The sequence below is a fragment of the Bacillus sp. PPSBB_2 genome, from assembly GCF_045291115.1.
GTDB classification, from domain to species: Bacteria; Bacillota; Bacilli; order Bacillales; family Bacillaceae_G; genus Bacillus_A; species Bacillus_A cereus.
Genome location: NZ_CP147983.1, coordinates 3,276,877 through 3,291,419, shown reverse-complemented (window position 1 = coordinate 3,291,419; position 14,543 = coordinate 3,276,877). Strand labels below are relative to the sequence as shown.

The window sequence follows — 14,543 nt, the reverse complement described above, 5'->3', positions numbered from 1 at the left end:
ACGACATCACTTTGTTTTTTATACAGCTTTGTAATTAAACTATAGTATTGTATTTTTTCTTCAATATTGAAATTAGTAATAATAAAATGTATTATTGAAAAGCACAATTTATAATTCAAGTAATCAAGACTATGCGCTCATAATAATTTGAACATTCAGAAATTATAATATTGTCTAAAAATTAGGTGAGATTCATAGAAACAGTACATATTAAGTGGTATGGCATGTATAGTATAAATGACTTTTATAATAGGGAAGAAGCTTCTAAGAAGGGGATATTTGCAATCTCTAGAGTATATGCTAAGAATGTAACATTGCTCTATATAGGACAAACCAAAAGAAGCTTTATACAAAAGATAAGAGAACTTAATAAAGAGTGGACTTTTGATGAGAGCGAATTAAAGATTACATTAGGAATAATAGAATTTCCTAGTGGTGAAATTTACTCTGAAAAGAAGGTAAAAGAGATAAAATCTCTTTTGATTTTACGACATACCCCATTAGAAAACGAAACATCTTTATTATACTATAGAGGGAAATTTAACTTGAAAATTATAAATAAGGGAAGAAGAGGCTTAATTGTTAAAAAGCTTTCTACAGGAAATCTAATGTGGACGTAATTGGAATCACCTTTGAATAAAATTGAAGGTTTCTTAAGTGCAGAAGCTTATCAATTTTTAATGTATTAAACTATTTTGAATAACATATGTCAGATACTTGAAAAAACACAAATTATATTATGATATGAAATCCTGTATGGAAAGTGTAGTTTATTTCTATTGTTTAATAAAAATATTAAGAATTTTAGGGATAATACATAAAGAGTAGAGGAGAAAGTAAACACGGAGGTTTGAAGAATGGGACAAGTAAGCAGATTTCAAGAAAAACAACAGAATCGTCGTCAAAAGGCAATTTTTAATATTGCATTTACTTTGGTATTAGTGACAGTTGGTATAGTGACATACCAATTGTTTACCCCTTCTAATACATCAACGAAAGCAATTGCTCAAGAAAAGAAAGTAACAAAGATAGAAAGAAGAAAACTGAAGATAAAGAAACAGCAAAGATAGAAGAGAAGAAAACTGAAGATAAAGAAGCAGCACAGTTAGAAGGGAAACAAAGAGTAGAAAAATCGGTAAAAACGAACGGAAATGAAAATAAAGAGGAAGAAAAAACGGTATCTCAAGAAAAGGATCCTCAAACTAATCCTTCATGGAAGCCAATTGGTACAGAGCAAGGAGCGAAACCTGATATGAAATTTAAAGAAGGAACAGTAGATTGGAGTGAGATGAAAAAAGCAATCTCTTATGCTGTTGATGTTCCAGAGAGCCAATTGATTTTCGATTTTATTGGAAATAATGGTAATAATAAAGCCTACGGTAATGTACGAGATAAACAAAGTAATAAAAAATATAAGGTTAATATTGATTGGGTAGAGAATCAGGGGTGGAAACCAGCATCTGTACAAGTGGTAAAATAAATAATAGAAATGTAATTATGTGCTTAAAAGTTTACTCTTGTAAAAACTCATAAAAGAGTTTGTTTCAATCAGGACTCTTTTGTTATGTTGACAGCATTAATTACTGAGACTCAATTGTGAGATCCAGATGCAGACAAAGTTTGAAGTTTATTAAAATCTACCTGATTTAGTGCTTCGAAAGGTTCAAAATTGCATTTTTAACGCACTAAATAATTAATGCTACCTTTTGAAATATTTTTGGTCTCATTTCATTAGAAACAATTCCGTCTATATAACTAAAAAATGTATTATAATATCTATTGAACATATGAATAGGATAACAATTATCTGCTGTTAGCAAGTTGCAGTTTATCTAATAAAAAGATCACTTGTTCTAAGACAAGTGATCTTTTTATATACATTTCCTTTACTATTTTTAAAATTGAATAGATATTTCAATCTGTGTAATTACAATAGACTTGATTAAAATTAAAACTGCAACAAGGATAATACCGTCCATATTTGTAGTAAGAAATATATATATAATATCTTAATGCAAGGTTGGCCTATGCTCTATGAAGATACTAAAGAATTATAGGAAACATTGATAAACGGGAATTATTTTTATTACAATATTTATGCATATTTAGGTCTAAATAGCTGGGTATTAGCTAAGAAACTTGAGATATTAGACTCCTATTAAGTTGAAAATGGCCTTAAGTGTACTTCCCATAAAGAAAATTATATAAATAAGCTGTCCACATGGACAGCTTATTTACATAATTCTTGTTATTGGAAGTCGTTTTGAAATTCTATATGTTTACTTTTTTCTTGTTCTTACGAATAAACCACAACACCACAGTTAAAAATAATAAAAAGCTCAGTAAAAAGAGCGGTATTTTTTGAATAAAGAAAAATCCTTTCCAAAAATCTAACCTAGTACTATCAGGAGAATCTGTTGCCATCCCACCTATAAAAAAAGACAACGGAATAGTAAGTATATTTATCCCTAAACCGATCATTACGAATGATAGATTTTTACTCCAGATTTTTGGTAATACAGCCATAATAAATAAAACTAATGCAGTACCAATTATAAGAAACAGTACTCCAAAATAAAATGCAAAATATAAAATAATTCCCATAATCCCCCTCCAAGACTTTAATTGTACCATCAATAAGGGCAATTTTGGATGAATATGATATTCGTATATAGTTAACACAACGCCCCATTATCGGTAGCAAATAATTTCATAGAATCCTTGTATGTACAGGGGTTCTTGTTTTTTGTCTATGTATCTCTTATATAGGATTTTATACATCATTGATATAGCGGGGATATGAGGGATCCTCGCTTTTCTTTTTTTCATAAAATTTTGTATGAAAACAGTTGAGTTATAATGCTTTATGTTGAAAAATAAAAACTTTTCTTTGAATTTGAAAAGAAGGTGTTACCTTGTCAAGTGTTGAAGAAAATGAGATAGCAACTGTTGCTACAGATAGTGTAGCGGATACAGAACACGAGCTTCATCATATGAGAGTCATCCGAAATCGGTACTTGAGTTAATCGTCAGCTGAGGTTTTTGGAATTGAACTGACAGGTAACTTTAACAAAATAAGGAGTACAATTAAACAGCCTAAAATATGCAAGTTTTTATGCGAAACTGCTTGCGTATTTTGGCTATTTTTGCATTCGTAAAAGATACTGCTATAAGTAAACAGCATTTTTAAATTGCCAAATACCCCCATGAGATCAATGGGACTTATATTCCACTTCTTTATCAGGATTATATTAAGAAGTGGAAATAGTATAAGTACCCAAAAAAACGATAATAAAAACTGTATTCATCAGTTTCTACTCCTTATGTGGTTCATAAAGTTATTATCCCGTTTATTGTGGGCTGACTAAAGTTTCACTTTATCTCTCCGTCTCAAAAAACTCAATCCACTCTCCATCAGGGCCAGCGAAGAATAGGTAACGTGTTCCATCTGGTAATGTTTCGATTTCTTCTCCTAGTAAGAAGGTTACTGCGTGTTTCTTTAGTCTTTCGATTTCATCCTCTAATGAATCTACCTTAAAGCAAATGTGATGTACTTTTCCCTCTGCCGGAAGAGAAGAGTTATAACCTTCAATGAGTTCGAGTATCGTTTCCTTCGATTCTTCCACACCTAAAAAAGCGAGTTTTAAGTCTGGATTCGGGTGCCCCATACGTTTAAGGAGCTGTAAGCCGACTACTTCTTCATAAAATGAGATAGATGCTTCTAAGTTTGCAACCATAAGTCCTACGTGTTCAATTCTTCTAACTGGCATGTAGATTCCTTCTTTCTGAAAATTATATACAATATATTATTGAAAATTAAGAAAATAAGCAAGATAAAAACCTTACAAATTTTAGCGTGTTGTATGGTATAGTGAGAAAGTATGTTTGGGGAGAAGGAAGGAGATTATACGATGAATACAACTACTCAAACTCCTTCATTATCAGAAACGATGAAAGAGTGGCATTATGCATTAGCATATGAAATTAAACATTGGAAAACGATAGGTGGTAGTAAAATTTCTATCATGAACGGTCGTTTTTTATATACAGATTATGAGAATACAGTGTATGTATTTCAGCTTATTTCGGAAGTAAGCTTACCTGAAGGTTCACCAATTCGAATTGAGTTCGATGGTGAGGAAGCGACAGGAGAAGTATTATCTGTACATGGATTAGAAATAGAACTGAAATTAAATGATTATATACAAGGTGAAATAAGAGAAGCGGTTTTATACAGTGAACCGTGGCAACTTTTAGAGCAACTGCAAGAGCGATTGAAAGAAGCACGTAAAGATAAGCTGAAACGTAATCGTATAAAGCGTCTTGTTGATGGGACGAGCAGTCCGAAACATATTGAGAAGATGAAAAATCCAAAAAATGAACTGGCATATCGCGCGTTTTATAATCCGACAACGTACGTATGGGGACCGCCGGGAACAGGGAAGTCTTACAATTTATCACGTATTATTTCGGCCCATTATCAAAAAGGAAAATCGGTACTTGTGTTGGCTCATAGTAATGCGGCAGTAGACGTATTAATGAGTGAAGTAACGAAGCAAATTGAGAAGAAAAAGAAATGGACGCCTGGTGAAATTGTTCGTTACGGTTATAGTCAACATGAACATATACGAAATCATGAAACGTTACTTGCGTCGAAGTTAGTTGAAACGACGAACGGATCTTGGGGTGAGGAAAGACTCTATTTAGAAGAGACACGCCAAGAGCTTCGTGAAAAAATCTTATCGTATAAAGCAACATCTGCTGATAAGAAGCGTATACAAGAGATTGAAAGTGATCTTCGAAAGCAAAAGGCTAAAATTAAAGAAGTAGAAAAAGAATATATTGAAAATGCGAAAGTAATCGGAGCAACTTTATCGAAATGTGCCATTGATTCACTTATTTATGAGCGTACATTTGATTTAGTTGTTGTAGATGAAGTAAGTATGGCATATGTTCCGCAAATTGCATTAGCTGCTTCACTTGGAAAACGTATCGTCGTTTGCGGTGACTTTTTACAGTTACCTCCAATTGCGATGGCAAATCATGAACTTGTTCGCAAATGGCTTGGGGAAGATATGTTTTACCATGCTGGGATTGTTGAGTCTGTTAATAAATCAGAAGCACACCCAAACCTATTTATGTTGCAGGAACAAAGACGTATGCATGCGGATATATCGAAGTTTACGAATTCGTTTATTTATAAAAATAGAGTATACGATCATCCGTCTGTTTCAGAGCGTAAAGAACTTGCACAGTTACAGCCGTTCGCAAATGAGGCGAGCGTTTTATTTGATACGAGCCAAATGGGAGCTTTTTCGTTAAAAGATGCTGCTTCTGGTTCACGTTTTAACATTATGTCTGGTTTAGTAGCAATGCAAATGATGTTAATCGGATTGTTAGATGGTGTGCAATCAATTGGTATTGTGACACCTTACAGGGCGCAGTCACGCTTTTTATCAACGTGTATGAGAGAAATGTTGCAGAGAACGAAATATCAAAACATACCAGTTTTAGCGGCGACAGTTCATAAGTTCCAAGGTTCTGAAAGAGATATGATGATTTTTGATACGGTTGACAGTTATCCGCAAGAACGACCTGGCGTATTATTCTTTGATCACAAAAACCATCGCCTCGTCAATGTAGCAGTGACAAGGGCGAGAGGGAAGTTCATTCAATTATCAGATTGCCATTATATGCGTAAAAACCTTTCGAGAAAACAAGCGTTATCACAATTAACAGCTCATATAGAACGTCACGGAGATGTGTATGATCGCACGACATCAAGACAATTGTGGGAACGAAAAATATCGAAACGTTTACGCTGGTTTATGGAAATGAATCTTGAGGAAACGAAAGGGCTATTAAAAGATATTTTAGCAGCAAAACGAAAAATTATTATTTCACTTCCAAGTACAAAACAAGTGGATAAGCGAGTATGGCAAGCGTTAATGCGTACAAATGCGCAAATAACAGTGTATAGTGACGGACCAGTTCCACTGAAAAATGTAAAGTTACAAAGACAAAATAAAGCATTCCCGTTCCTAGTAATCGATGATGAAATCTTCTGGGCAGGCGCACCGCTTACATCTCAAATGATGTTTGAAGGTAGTACGGAATTTCCGTACGTATGTGCAAGACTGCAAGCACCTGAGACAATTGGTGTATTAAAAGGATTTTTAGATATTCGGTAAATTCGGATAGGAATTCCTTGACTTTTACTTGGAATGAACTTAGAATAAAAAATAATTTAATATAATTTTATGAAAATTCTTATCACGAGAGGTGGAGGGACTGGCCCTATGATACCTCGGCAGCGGATTCGTTATGAATACTGTGCCAATTCCAGCAAGGTAACTTGAAAGATAAGAAAGAAGCTCATTTTGACTGTATATATACAGAAGCCTCTTTCTATCTTTTAGAAAGAGGCTTTTTTACGTGAAAATAAAAGGAGGAAGAAAAATGGGAGCGACAGGAGTAGCGTCACAAAGAAAAACAATTGAAGAGAGTATCGAAAGAAATAAGGAAAAGTACATAGAAACAAGTCATGATATTCATGCGAATCCGGAGATTGGAAACCAAGAGTTTTACGCATCAAGAACGTTAAGTTTATTACTAGGTAGTGCAGGGTTTCAGTTGCAGCACAATATAGCTGGACATGAAACGGGATTTATCGCGCGAAAAAGCTCTGGAAAACAAGGACCGGCAATCGCATTTTTAGCGGAGTACGACGCTTTACCAGGACTCGGTCATGCGTGTGGTCACAATTTAATCGGCACAATTAGTGTTGCAGCAGCAATCGCATTATCAGAAACACTTGAAGAAATTGGCGGAGAAGTTGTCGTGTTTGGTACGCCAGCAGAAGAAGGAGGGCCAAATGGTAGCGCGAAATCAAGTTATGTAAAGGCAGGTTTATTTAAAGACATTGATGCGGCGCTTATGATTCATCCGAGCGGAAAAACAGCGACAACGAGTCCTTCACTAGCAGTCGATCCACTTGATTTTCATTTTTACGGAAAAACAGCTCACGCCGCAGCTTCACCAGAAGAGGGAATTAACGCATTAGATGCGGTGATTCAGCTCTATAACGGTATTAACGCACTTCGCCAACAACTTCCGTCAGACGTGAGAATTCATGGCGTCATTACAGAAGGCGGAAAAGCACCTAACATTATTCCTGACTATGCCGCAGCAAGGTTCTTCATCCGTGCAGCAACGCGAAAAAGATGCGCGGAAGTAACAGAAAAAGTAAGAAACATTGCTGAGGGAGCAGCGTTAGCAACAGGTGCAAAAGTAAAAATCCATCAATTCCAAAATGAAATCGATGAATTACTCGTAACAAAAACATATAACGATATTGTAGCGGAAGAACTAGAACTATTAGGTGAAGATGTAAATCGTAAAGAAAGAGTAGGGATCGGTTCAACCGACGCAGGAAACGTAAGTCAAGTTGTACCGACAATTCATCCGTACATTAAAATCGGACCAGATGATTTAATCGCACATACGAATGAATTTAGAGAAGCAGCACGTTCAGAACTTGGAGATAAAGCATTAATTACATCGGCAAAAGCATTAGCAAATACGGCGTATCGATTAATTACGGAAGAAGGGTTGTTAGAGAAGGTGAAGGAGGAATTTAGAGAGGTGCAGAGGAATCAAGGGTAAGGGGATTAAGGTGCTTTTTTCGAATAGAGATCTAATTCATAAGTAGAGATATAAAAAGAACATTGAAATATCAATGTTCTTTTTTGTTTACTAATCATTAATTTTATTGGCTTTTCTCATAACGAAAAAACTTTTACTGTTAGCCGGGGATAATACGTATCCCTTTATTAGAACGACAATTTCTCCTCAAACTCACTCTTTAAAACAATTAAAGGAGACGATAATCCAAATTGCATTAAAGAGTCTAAAAATGTAGCGAGAGAATCCATCGAATCGCTCATGACCTTCATCATATAATTAAATTCCCCGCTAATTCGGTATAAATCAGTTACTTCAGGAGCGGCATTACAATATTGAATAAAATCAGTACATTGGCTCGTTTTAAACATGATGAATGCTTGAATGTTTTTATTAATTTTTGCAGGCTCAAATTTAGTTCGATAAGCCGCTATAACTCCTTGATCTTCAAGCTTGTTAATACGTTCTTTTACAGCAGGCTGCGTCATGGATATAATTCGTCCTATTTCTGAAACAGAAATTCTCGCATTTTCATACAACAAGTTCATAATTTTATGATCGATTTCATCCAGTTTTACGGCGTTTTGCATTGTGTAGCCTCCTTATTTTTGTTTTATAAAGTAAATTACGAATTATAACTATAATATCATAAGCGAATGGACTAAATTACCTATAAATCTATATTTAAAATGATTGGTGTTTACATGAAAATATAAGTATAGGTTTTTATCAAACGGAAATTTAGGAAGGATGGAAAAAATGAAGAATCTTGATGGGAAAGTAGCGTTAGTAACAGGAGCGAGTCGCGGAATTGGCCGTGCGATTGCGATGAGATTGGCGAAAGATGGAGCATTAGTTGCGATTCACTACGGCCGAAATAAAACAGCTGCAGATGAAACAATTAGTGAGATTGAATCTAATGGAGGAAAAGCGTTCTTAATTGAAGCTGAACTCAATTCAATTGATGGTGTCAAAAAGCTAGTAAAACAGTTAAAGAATGAATTACAAATAAAAGTTGGTACATCAGAGATTGATATTTTAGTAAACAATGCAGGGATAGGTACACAAGGAACGATTGAAAATACGACAGAAGAAGTTTTTGATGAAATTATGTCTGTAAATATTAAAGCACCGTTCTTCTTAATTCAGCAAACATTGCCGTTACTACGAGCAGAGGGGCGTATTATTAACATTTCATCAGCTGAAGTACGACTTGGTTTTACAGGCTCAATTGCATACGGCTTAAGCAAAGGTGCATTAAATACGATGACACTTCCTCTAGCTAAACATCTCGGAGAAAGAGGTATAACAGTGAATACAATTATGCCTGGATATACGAAGACAGATATTAATGCAAAATTGCTAGATGATCCGGAAATACGAAGTTTTGCTACGAATTCATCTGTGTTCGGGCGAATAGGGCAAGTTGAAGATATTGCAGATGCAGTAGTATTCCTTGCTTCTTCTGATAGCCGCTGGGTAACTGGGCAGATTTTAGATGTTTCTGGAGGGTTTTGCTTATAGGGGCACTACTCCATACTCATCAAGCTAATCAAGTAAATTACTAGTTATGAAACGATCCTTGTTTCATAACTAGTAATCTATAGAAAGGTAGGGATGATAAAGAAGTCTATTAAAACGTGATTTTTTCGCTAGGAAATTTGAATAAAGGGGCTATTTTTCATTATTCGTAATCTAAAATAATCAAATTTTATTTTACAGTACAATAAAACAAAATTATTGACCGCATGGTACAAAAAGGGTATTCTATTCATGTTATCTTTAAAATGAGAGGAGGATACGATTGAATAAACGCGGCAGACCTCGAGAGTTTGATTATTCCTCAATTGTAGATGTTGCAATGAAAACATTTTGGATAAGAGGATATGAAGGGTGTTCTACACAAGATTTATGCAGTGATACAGGACTTGGAAAAGGAAGTTTATACAATACTTTCGGTAGTAAACATGAACTGTATAAACAAGTATTAGAACGCTACCATGAAATTGGGATTAGGGAACAAAGGAAATTGTTACATACTCCAATTCCAGTTAAAGAACGATTAAGTAATTTTTTTGAATGGGCATTGAAAGAAGACTTTGAGAATATGGATCAAAAAGGATGTTTATTGATTAATGCCAGTATAGAACGTGCTAAAAACGATTTAATGGTACAAGAAATTTTCTCGAAGCATGTTGACCTTCTTAAACAAGCTATTGAAACAGTGATGGAGGAAGGATTGCAAACAGGTGAAATTTCAAAGAAGCAATCAGCTGAGGAATTAGCTAGTCTGCTTTTAAGCAGTTATTACGGATTCCGTGTTCTTAATGTATCGATGCAAAATCGGATGTTGTCTGAACAAGTTATCAAAGGAACAGTAGAGTCTATTTGTGGCGCTTAGTGCGCTCTTTTTTCGCACTATTTTTGTACCGATCATTACAATAATGAATAAGGAGTGTTTTTATGTCATCGATTATTTATTTATTTATTAGCTTTAGCAATCTTTTGTATGACTACATCAGAATTTATGGTTGCAGGTATGATGAATGAACTTGCTCTTGCATTCCAGGTTCCTGTATCATCTATTGGGTATTTAATTTCAGCTTATGCAGGAGCAATGGTAATAGGAGGCCCCATTTTAACTGCAATCCTCTTACGAATGCGCAGCAAACAAGCATTATTGTTTTTAATGTTCATATTTTTAATTGGTCAATCGCTCGGAGCTATTGCTTGGAACTATGATATTATGATGATTTCACGTATTATAACTGGTATTGCTTCAGCTTCAGCTTTTGGAGTTGCGATTTCCTTTTCTGCGACATTGGTTCACTCTGATTCAAGGGGAAAAGCTGCATCAATTGTACTTGCAGGTTTAATGTTCGCAACTGTATTAGGTTTACCTATAACGACCGTTATTTCGCAATATTTTGGCTGGCGTATTAGTTTTGGGGCTGTTTCTGTTCTTGTGCTAGTATCAGGGATTATGATTCAACGGTTGTTACCATCATCTTCAAATAAAGAGCAATTAAATTGGAAAGATGAACTTCTGCGATTTAAGAATATTCATCTTTGGGCAGCGTACGTAACAAGTATGTTCATTATTGGTGGTACGTTTGCAGCATTTAGTTATTTCACTCCTATCTTTACAAATGTTACAGGGTTTTCAAGTGCAAGTATTCCATATTTACTTGCTCTCTATGGTAGTGCGACGGTAATTGGGAATATAATAATTGGCAAGTTCGCTGATAAATTTACAATGAAAATACTTATGGGTGGATTAATTATATTAATCATAGCGTTGTCTTTATTTGCTTTAAGTGCAGAGAATAAATACATTGCAGTTATTTCTACGATTTTTATTGGTTTAACTGGTGTAGCATTGAATCCAGCTATGGTTGCGAGGGTGATGAAAACAGCTAGTAATGGAATAATGATAAATACCGTTCATAGTTCTTTTATTACGCTAGGTATTGTTATTGGTTCGTCACTAGGTGGTCTTGGGATCAGTAAAGGATATGGTTTTGTATCTCCTCTATGGATTGGAGCTTGTTTAGCTATCCTTGGGGTAATTTCATTATTCCCATATTTACATAAAGGAAAGGCAGATTAAGATGTTTAAAATTTCTTTATTTGAGGTACCGCCATATCACCATCAAGCCAATACTTTCATATATCCCTAAATTAAAAAATTCTTTTTCTACAGATAGCTATTCTGAGAAAACGCTCATTTTTTCGTTTTGGGGGCATTTCTTTTTCTTAAGTTAATGGACATGTATGGTGACCTCTATTAGTCGATAGTGAATGAACAATTTCGGGGGGGCAGTTCAACTTTATTCAAAATAAGATTCTTTTGCAGTAAAATCAATGTTAGTGGAACTTTTTTAATCAAACTTTTTTTAAAATTAACATAAATACTTGCAATATTTAAATTAGTACTATATAGTTCTAATTATGACAAAGGTAAAATTAATGAATCAAAAACGTGTGATTGAAGTAGCTGCAACATTATTTTTAGAAAAAGGATTTGCTTATACAAGTATGGATGAATTAGTACGTGTAAGCAAAGTTTCAAAGTCTAATGTGTATTATCACTTTTCTAATAAGGAAGTATTATTAGAAGGGGTCGTTGATTATTGGATTGAAATGTATCAATCTGCAATTGATGACGTACTTTCTCAGAACCAATTTTTAGTTGAAGATCGTATCCAACTGTTTTTAAAGCAATTATCACAAGGAGTTCAGTCGAGAGAGTATAAGGGGAGCTGTCCATTTATTACTCTTTATATTCAAAGTCCTACACAGGCCACGCAAATAAAAGAAAAAATAGGTCTTTTTTTTACAGGATTACAAAAGAAAGTTTCTCTATTACTTAAACAAGGGGTAGAGAATGGAGAATTCAGAAATACGATTCATATTGATGAGGTTGCATCACTTTTTATTACAAATCTTGAAGGAGCGTTATTTATTTCAGAAACATTGAAGGATGCAACTGTAATTACGAAAACAGCAGATCATTTTTTAAAATTGCTTCGATAAAAGAAGCATTTTTTTTTACATCGAATTAGTACTGAGTAGTACTAAAAGGGGGATTTTATATGAGAACAGTATTTTTAACAGGTGGAACAGGCTTTATTGGAAAGCAATTAGTGAAAGAATTAGCCAAAGAGGATGTTAAAATTCTTCTTTTAGTGAGGTCGAAAAGTAAAGCAATACGCCTTTTTCAAGAAAGAGGCATCTTAAAAAAGGAAGTTATGCATTTTATTGAAGGTGATTTGACGAAAATAGATTTAGGTCTAAGTGCTGAAGATAAGGAGAGGGTATTGAAAACGGATGTGATTATTCACGCAGGAGGCCCCATGGATATTCAAGCGACAAGTAAAGAGGCAGCTTCCGTATTTTTAAATGGCGCCAAACATATTAGTGAATTAGCTAAAAGCATTCATCAATTGAAGGGCTTGCAACAATTTATTCATGTTGTAGGTTATATGAGTCCCTTTGATGATAAAAATAGCAAGATTGCAATTGATGTGTTTCAAGAAGGAAACAATTATTTGAAAATAAAAAATCCATATGAGAGAACAAAATTTTTAGCAGATCTCTATATCCGTCAGCAGGCATCAGCAGTAGGTTATCCGCTTTCTGTAATTAATCCGCCAACTGTAGTCGGTAGTAGTAAAACAGGGAGTACAGAGCAGATAGCAGGATTAGGTTTGCTTGTGATGAGTATGCGAAGAGGGCTCATGCCAGTGATTCCTGGAGGTAAGGGATATAGGTTACCACTTATTTCAAACGATGAGCTTGCGAAGTTTATTGTGCAGGTTTTCAGATTGGAGCAACCGACTATTCAAACATATACACTTGTTGAAGACAAACAGTACGATCAGAACATTACTGAATTATTAAGTATCATGTCGGAAAGTATGAATATGAGGGCACCCAAAATTTCTGTCCCAATGCCATTTATGCAAGCAATTATGAATAGTGGAGTAAGTAAAATAACAAAAATTCCTTCTGATGGACTGAATTTTATTACAAAACAAAAATTTTCAAATGTTTCAGCGAAAAAAATTATGGGAGGAGATTGGTTTAAGAAGACGAGTGTAATGAAGTTTTTCCCTGCCGTAGTAGCTGATCTGGATTATCGAATGATGTATCAAAATGGCCAGCATAATCATGTATTTAAACGAACATTATGCGATAACAATACCCTTTACCAATTACAAGGAGAGGGTAAACCGTTTATTTTATTACATGGTTTATTGAGTGATGGAGAGGATTTATTTCCTTTAGCACAAGAGCTTCATGAAAAAACTGGTCAACCTGTATGGATCTTGGATCTTCCAGGTTTGGGACGTTCTCCTTTTAAACGAGAGAAAAATCTTCTAGGTATCTATTTGAATGTAGTGAAAAAGTTATTGGAGAAAGCTACGAATGGTGCACATCTAATTGGCCATTCATTCGGTGCGTTTATTCTTCTGGAAGCATTGGCACAAGAGTACATAGATAAGAAGTATGCAATCACTTTACTTCAGCCACCTGTTGCTAAAAAAAATGCTAAATCGCTAAATGTTCCTCAATTTATGAACAAATGGACATTAAAATTAGCAACTACTAATTTGATAGGGCGTTATTTATTAAGTAATGGTTTGTTTGAAAGTACGGAGAGCATCCCTGAACATTATATTGAAAAAATAAGTAACAGTTTTACTTCTCCTAGAATTTTAAATACTACGGTTCAGCTTAACAGTTTACTACTGAAAAACGATCAAGGTGATTTCAATGAAGTAACAAAGTATAATCTTCACATTATTTGGGGGAATTATGACAGAGCCTATTCTGCTCCATCGCATCTTGGTAAGGTTGATTTTGTTCCATATGGCCATCATTTTCCTCTTAGCCATCCGAGTGAAACGGCAACATTAGTAATAAAAAATAGTAATACTAGCAGATGAGAGTGTGGGATAAATAAAAAGTGTGTAGTAAGATCGTTGTGTCTTTGAAATAAAATCGTACTGTTTGGGGTCCCGCCCCATCGCTATCAACTTAAGAATTAATTGTTCCCCAAAACGAAAAAAAGAAACATAGAAGCGAAAAAAACCTGTTTTTCTTTTTGATAAATATATTTATTGGAAAATACTTTGAACTTTCGGGTACAGATGCTCCTTCTATCCTATTATAGAAGCTATTTTGAACGTAAGTAATTTGTAAGGAATAGGTAAGAAAAAAGAGATTTTCATTGTGTAGGATAAAAATATAAGGCGGTGTGAAAGGCGGAACAGATATGACTTATATATGAAAAAACAAACCAGTAATAAGAGTGTTTCAAAGAAAAGAAGTAATTTCTGGGGTTAACATACATG

11 protein-coding genes, 1 pseudogene and 1 riboswitch are annotated in these 14,543 nt (G+C 34.5%); of the genes and pseudogenes, 9 read left to right on the top strand and 3 right to left on the bottom strand.

Annotated features, from left to right (window positions below):
* The first annotated feature begins 185 nt into the window (after nucleotides 1–185).
* Nucleotides 186–620 carry a hypothetical protein gene (locus V6946_RS16305; RefSeq protein ID WP_041184036.1) on the top strand — a complete coding sequence of 145 codons (435 nt, stop codon included), beginning with the start codon at nucleotides 186–188 and terminating at the stop codon, nucleotides 618–620.
* Between the two features lie 237 nt (nucleotides 621–857).
* Nucleotides 858–1,480 (top strand): annotated as a pseudogene (locus V6946_RS16300) (YrrS family protein).
* 791 nt (nucleotides 1,481–2,271) lie between these two features.
* Here V6946_RS16300 and V6946_RS16295 read toward each other — a convergent pair.
* Both V6946_RS16295 and V6946_RS16290 read right to left on the bottom strand, forming a co-directional pair.
* Nucleotides 2,272–2,604 (bottom strand): hypothetical protein, encoded by a 333-nt coding sequence (locus V6946_RS16295; RefSeq protein ID WP_000511405.1) that lies wholly within the window; start codon nucleotides 2,602–2,604, stop codon nucleotides 2,272–2,274.
* A 773-nt stretch (nucleotides 2,605–3,377) separates the two neighbouring features.
* On the bottom strand, nucleotides 3,378–3,770 hold the full coding sequence (locus tag V6946_RS16290) for a VOC family protein (protein ID WP_006918193.1): 393 nt from the start codon (nucleotides 3,768–3,770) through the stop codon (nucleotides 3,378–3,380).
* Between the two features lie 111 nt (nucleotides 3,771–3,881).
* On the opposite strand from V6946_RS16290, the gene V6946_RS16285 reads away from it, so the two are divergent.
* A complete protein-coding gene (locus V6946_RS16285) occupies nucleotides 3,882–6,191 on the top strand; it encodes an AAA domain-containing protein (RefSeq protein WP_149149783.1) in 2,310 nt (769 codons plus the stop codon).
* Nucleotides 6,192–6,267: 76 nt separating this feature from the next.
* Nucleotides 6,268–6,369: riboswitch (SAM riboswitch) on the top strand.
* Nucleotides 6,370–6,459: 90 nt separating this feature from the next.
* Entirely contained in the window at nucleotides 6,460–7,665 is a 1,206-nt protein-coding gene (locus V6946_RS16280) for a M20 family metallopeptidase (RefSeq protein WP_149149782.1), read from the top strand.
* A gap of 167 nt (nucleotides 7,666–7,832) precedes the next feature.
* Here V6946_RS16280 and V6946_RS16275 read toward each other — a convergent pair whose 3' ends face one another.
* Entirely contained in the window at nucleotides 7,833–8,273 is a 441-nt protein-coding gene (locus V6946_RS16275) for an Lrp/AsnC family transcriptional regulator (RefSeq protein ID WP_006918188.1), read from the bottom strand.
* Between the two features lie 169 nt (nucleotides 8,274–8,442).
* On the opposite strand from V6946_RS16275, the gene V6946_RS16270 reads away from it, so the two are divergent.
* The 5 genes from V6946_RS16270 to V6946_RS16250 all read left to right on the top strand — a co-directional run bounded on the left by V6946_RS16270 (nucleotide 8,443) and on the right by V6946_RS16250 (nucleotide 14,135).
* Complete coding sequence (locus V6946_RS16270; protein WP_006918186.1) at nucleotides 8,443–9,207, top strand: SDR family oxidoreductase; 765 nt, start codon at nucleotides 8,443–8,445, stop codon at nucleotides 9,205–9,207.
* A 280-nt stretch (nucleotides 9,208–9,487) separates the two neighbouring features.
* Nucleotides 9,488–10,084, top strand: a complete 597-nt coding sequence (locus V6946_RS16265) for a TetR/AcrR family transcriptional regulator (protein WP_366982282.1) — start codon at nucleotides 9,488–9,490, stop codon at nucleotides 10,082–10,084.
* Nucleotides 10,085–10,192: 108 nt separating this feature from the next.
* Complete coding sequence (locus V6946_RS16260; RefSeq protein WP_406622068.1) at nucleotides 10,193–11,293, top strand: MFS transporter; 1,101 nt, start codon at nucleotides 10,193–10,195, stop codon at nucleotides 11,291–11,293.
* 359 nt (nucleotides 11,294–11,652) lie between these two features.
* Nucleotides 11,653–12,219, top strand: coding sequence for a TetR/AcrR family transcriptional regulator (locus tag V6946_RS16255; protein WP_001072322.1), 567 nt, complete (start codon nucleotides 11,653–11,655; stop codon nucleotides 12,217–12,219).
* Nucleotides 12,220–12,278: 59 nt separating this feature from the next.
* The gene (locus V6946_RS16250) at nucleotides 12,279–14,135 is read left to right on the top strand and encodes an alpha/beta fold hydrolase (protein WP_006918179.1); all 1,857 of its coding nucleotides are present in this window, start codon (nucleotides 12,279–12,281) and stop codon (nucleotides 14,133–14,135) included.
* The last annotated feature ends 408 nt before the right edge of the window (nucleotides 14,136–14,543 follow it).

What these genes read in the sequence shown, in the direction of transcription:
- V6946_RS16295 (WP_000511405.1), bottom strand. Translation starts at nt 2,604, where the DNA reads ATGGGAATTATTTTATATTTTGCATTTTATTTTGGAGTACTGTTTCTT.
- V6946_RS16290 (WP_006918193.1), bottom strand. Translation starts at nt 3,770, where the DNA reads ATGCCAGTTAGAAGAATTGAACACGTAGGACTTATGGTTGCAAACTTA.
- V6946_RS16285 (WP_149149783.1), top strand. Translation starts at nt 3,882, where the DNA reads ATGTTTGGGGAGAAGGAAGGAGATTATACGATGAATACAACTACTCAA.
- V6946_RS16280 (WP_149149782.1), top strand. Translation starts at nt 6,460, where the DNA reads ATGGGAGCGACAGGAGTAGCGTCACAAAGAAAAACAATTGAAGAGAGT.
- V6946_RS16275 (WP_006918188.1), bottom strand. Translation starts at nt 8,273, where the DNA reads ATGCAAAACGCCGTAAAACTGGATGAAATCGATCATAAAATTATGAAC.
- V6946_RS16270 (WP_006918186.1), top strand. Translation starts at nt 8,443, where the DNA reads ATGAAGAATCTTGATGGGAAAGTAGCGTTAGTAACAGGAGCGAGTCGC.
- V6946_RS16260 (WP_406622068.1), top strand. Translation starts at nt 10,193, where the DNA reads ATGACTACATCAGAATTTATGGTTGCAGGTATGATGAATGAACTTGCT.
- V6946_RS16255 (WP_001072322.1), top strand. Translation starts at nt 11,653, where the DNA reads ATGAATCAAAAACGTGTGATTGAAGTAGCTGCAACATTATTTTTAGAA.
- V6946_RS16250 (WP_006918179.1), top strand. Translation starts at nt 12,279, where the DNA reads ATGAGAACAGTATTTTTAACAGGTGGAACAGGCTTTATTGGAAAGCAA.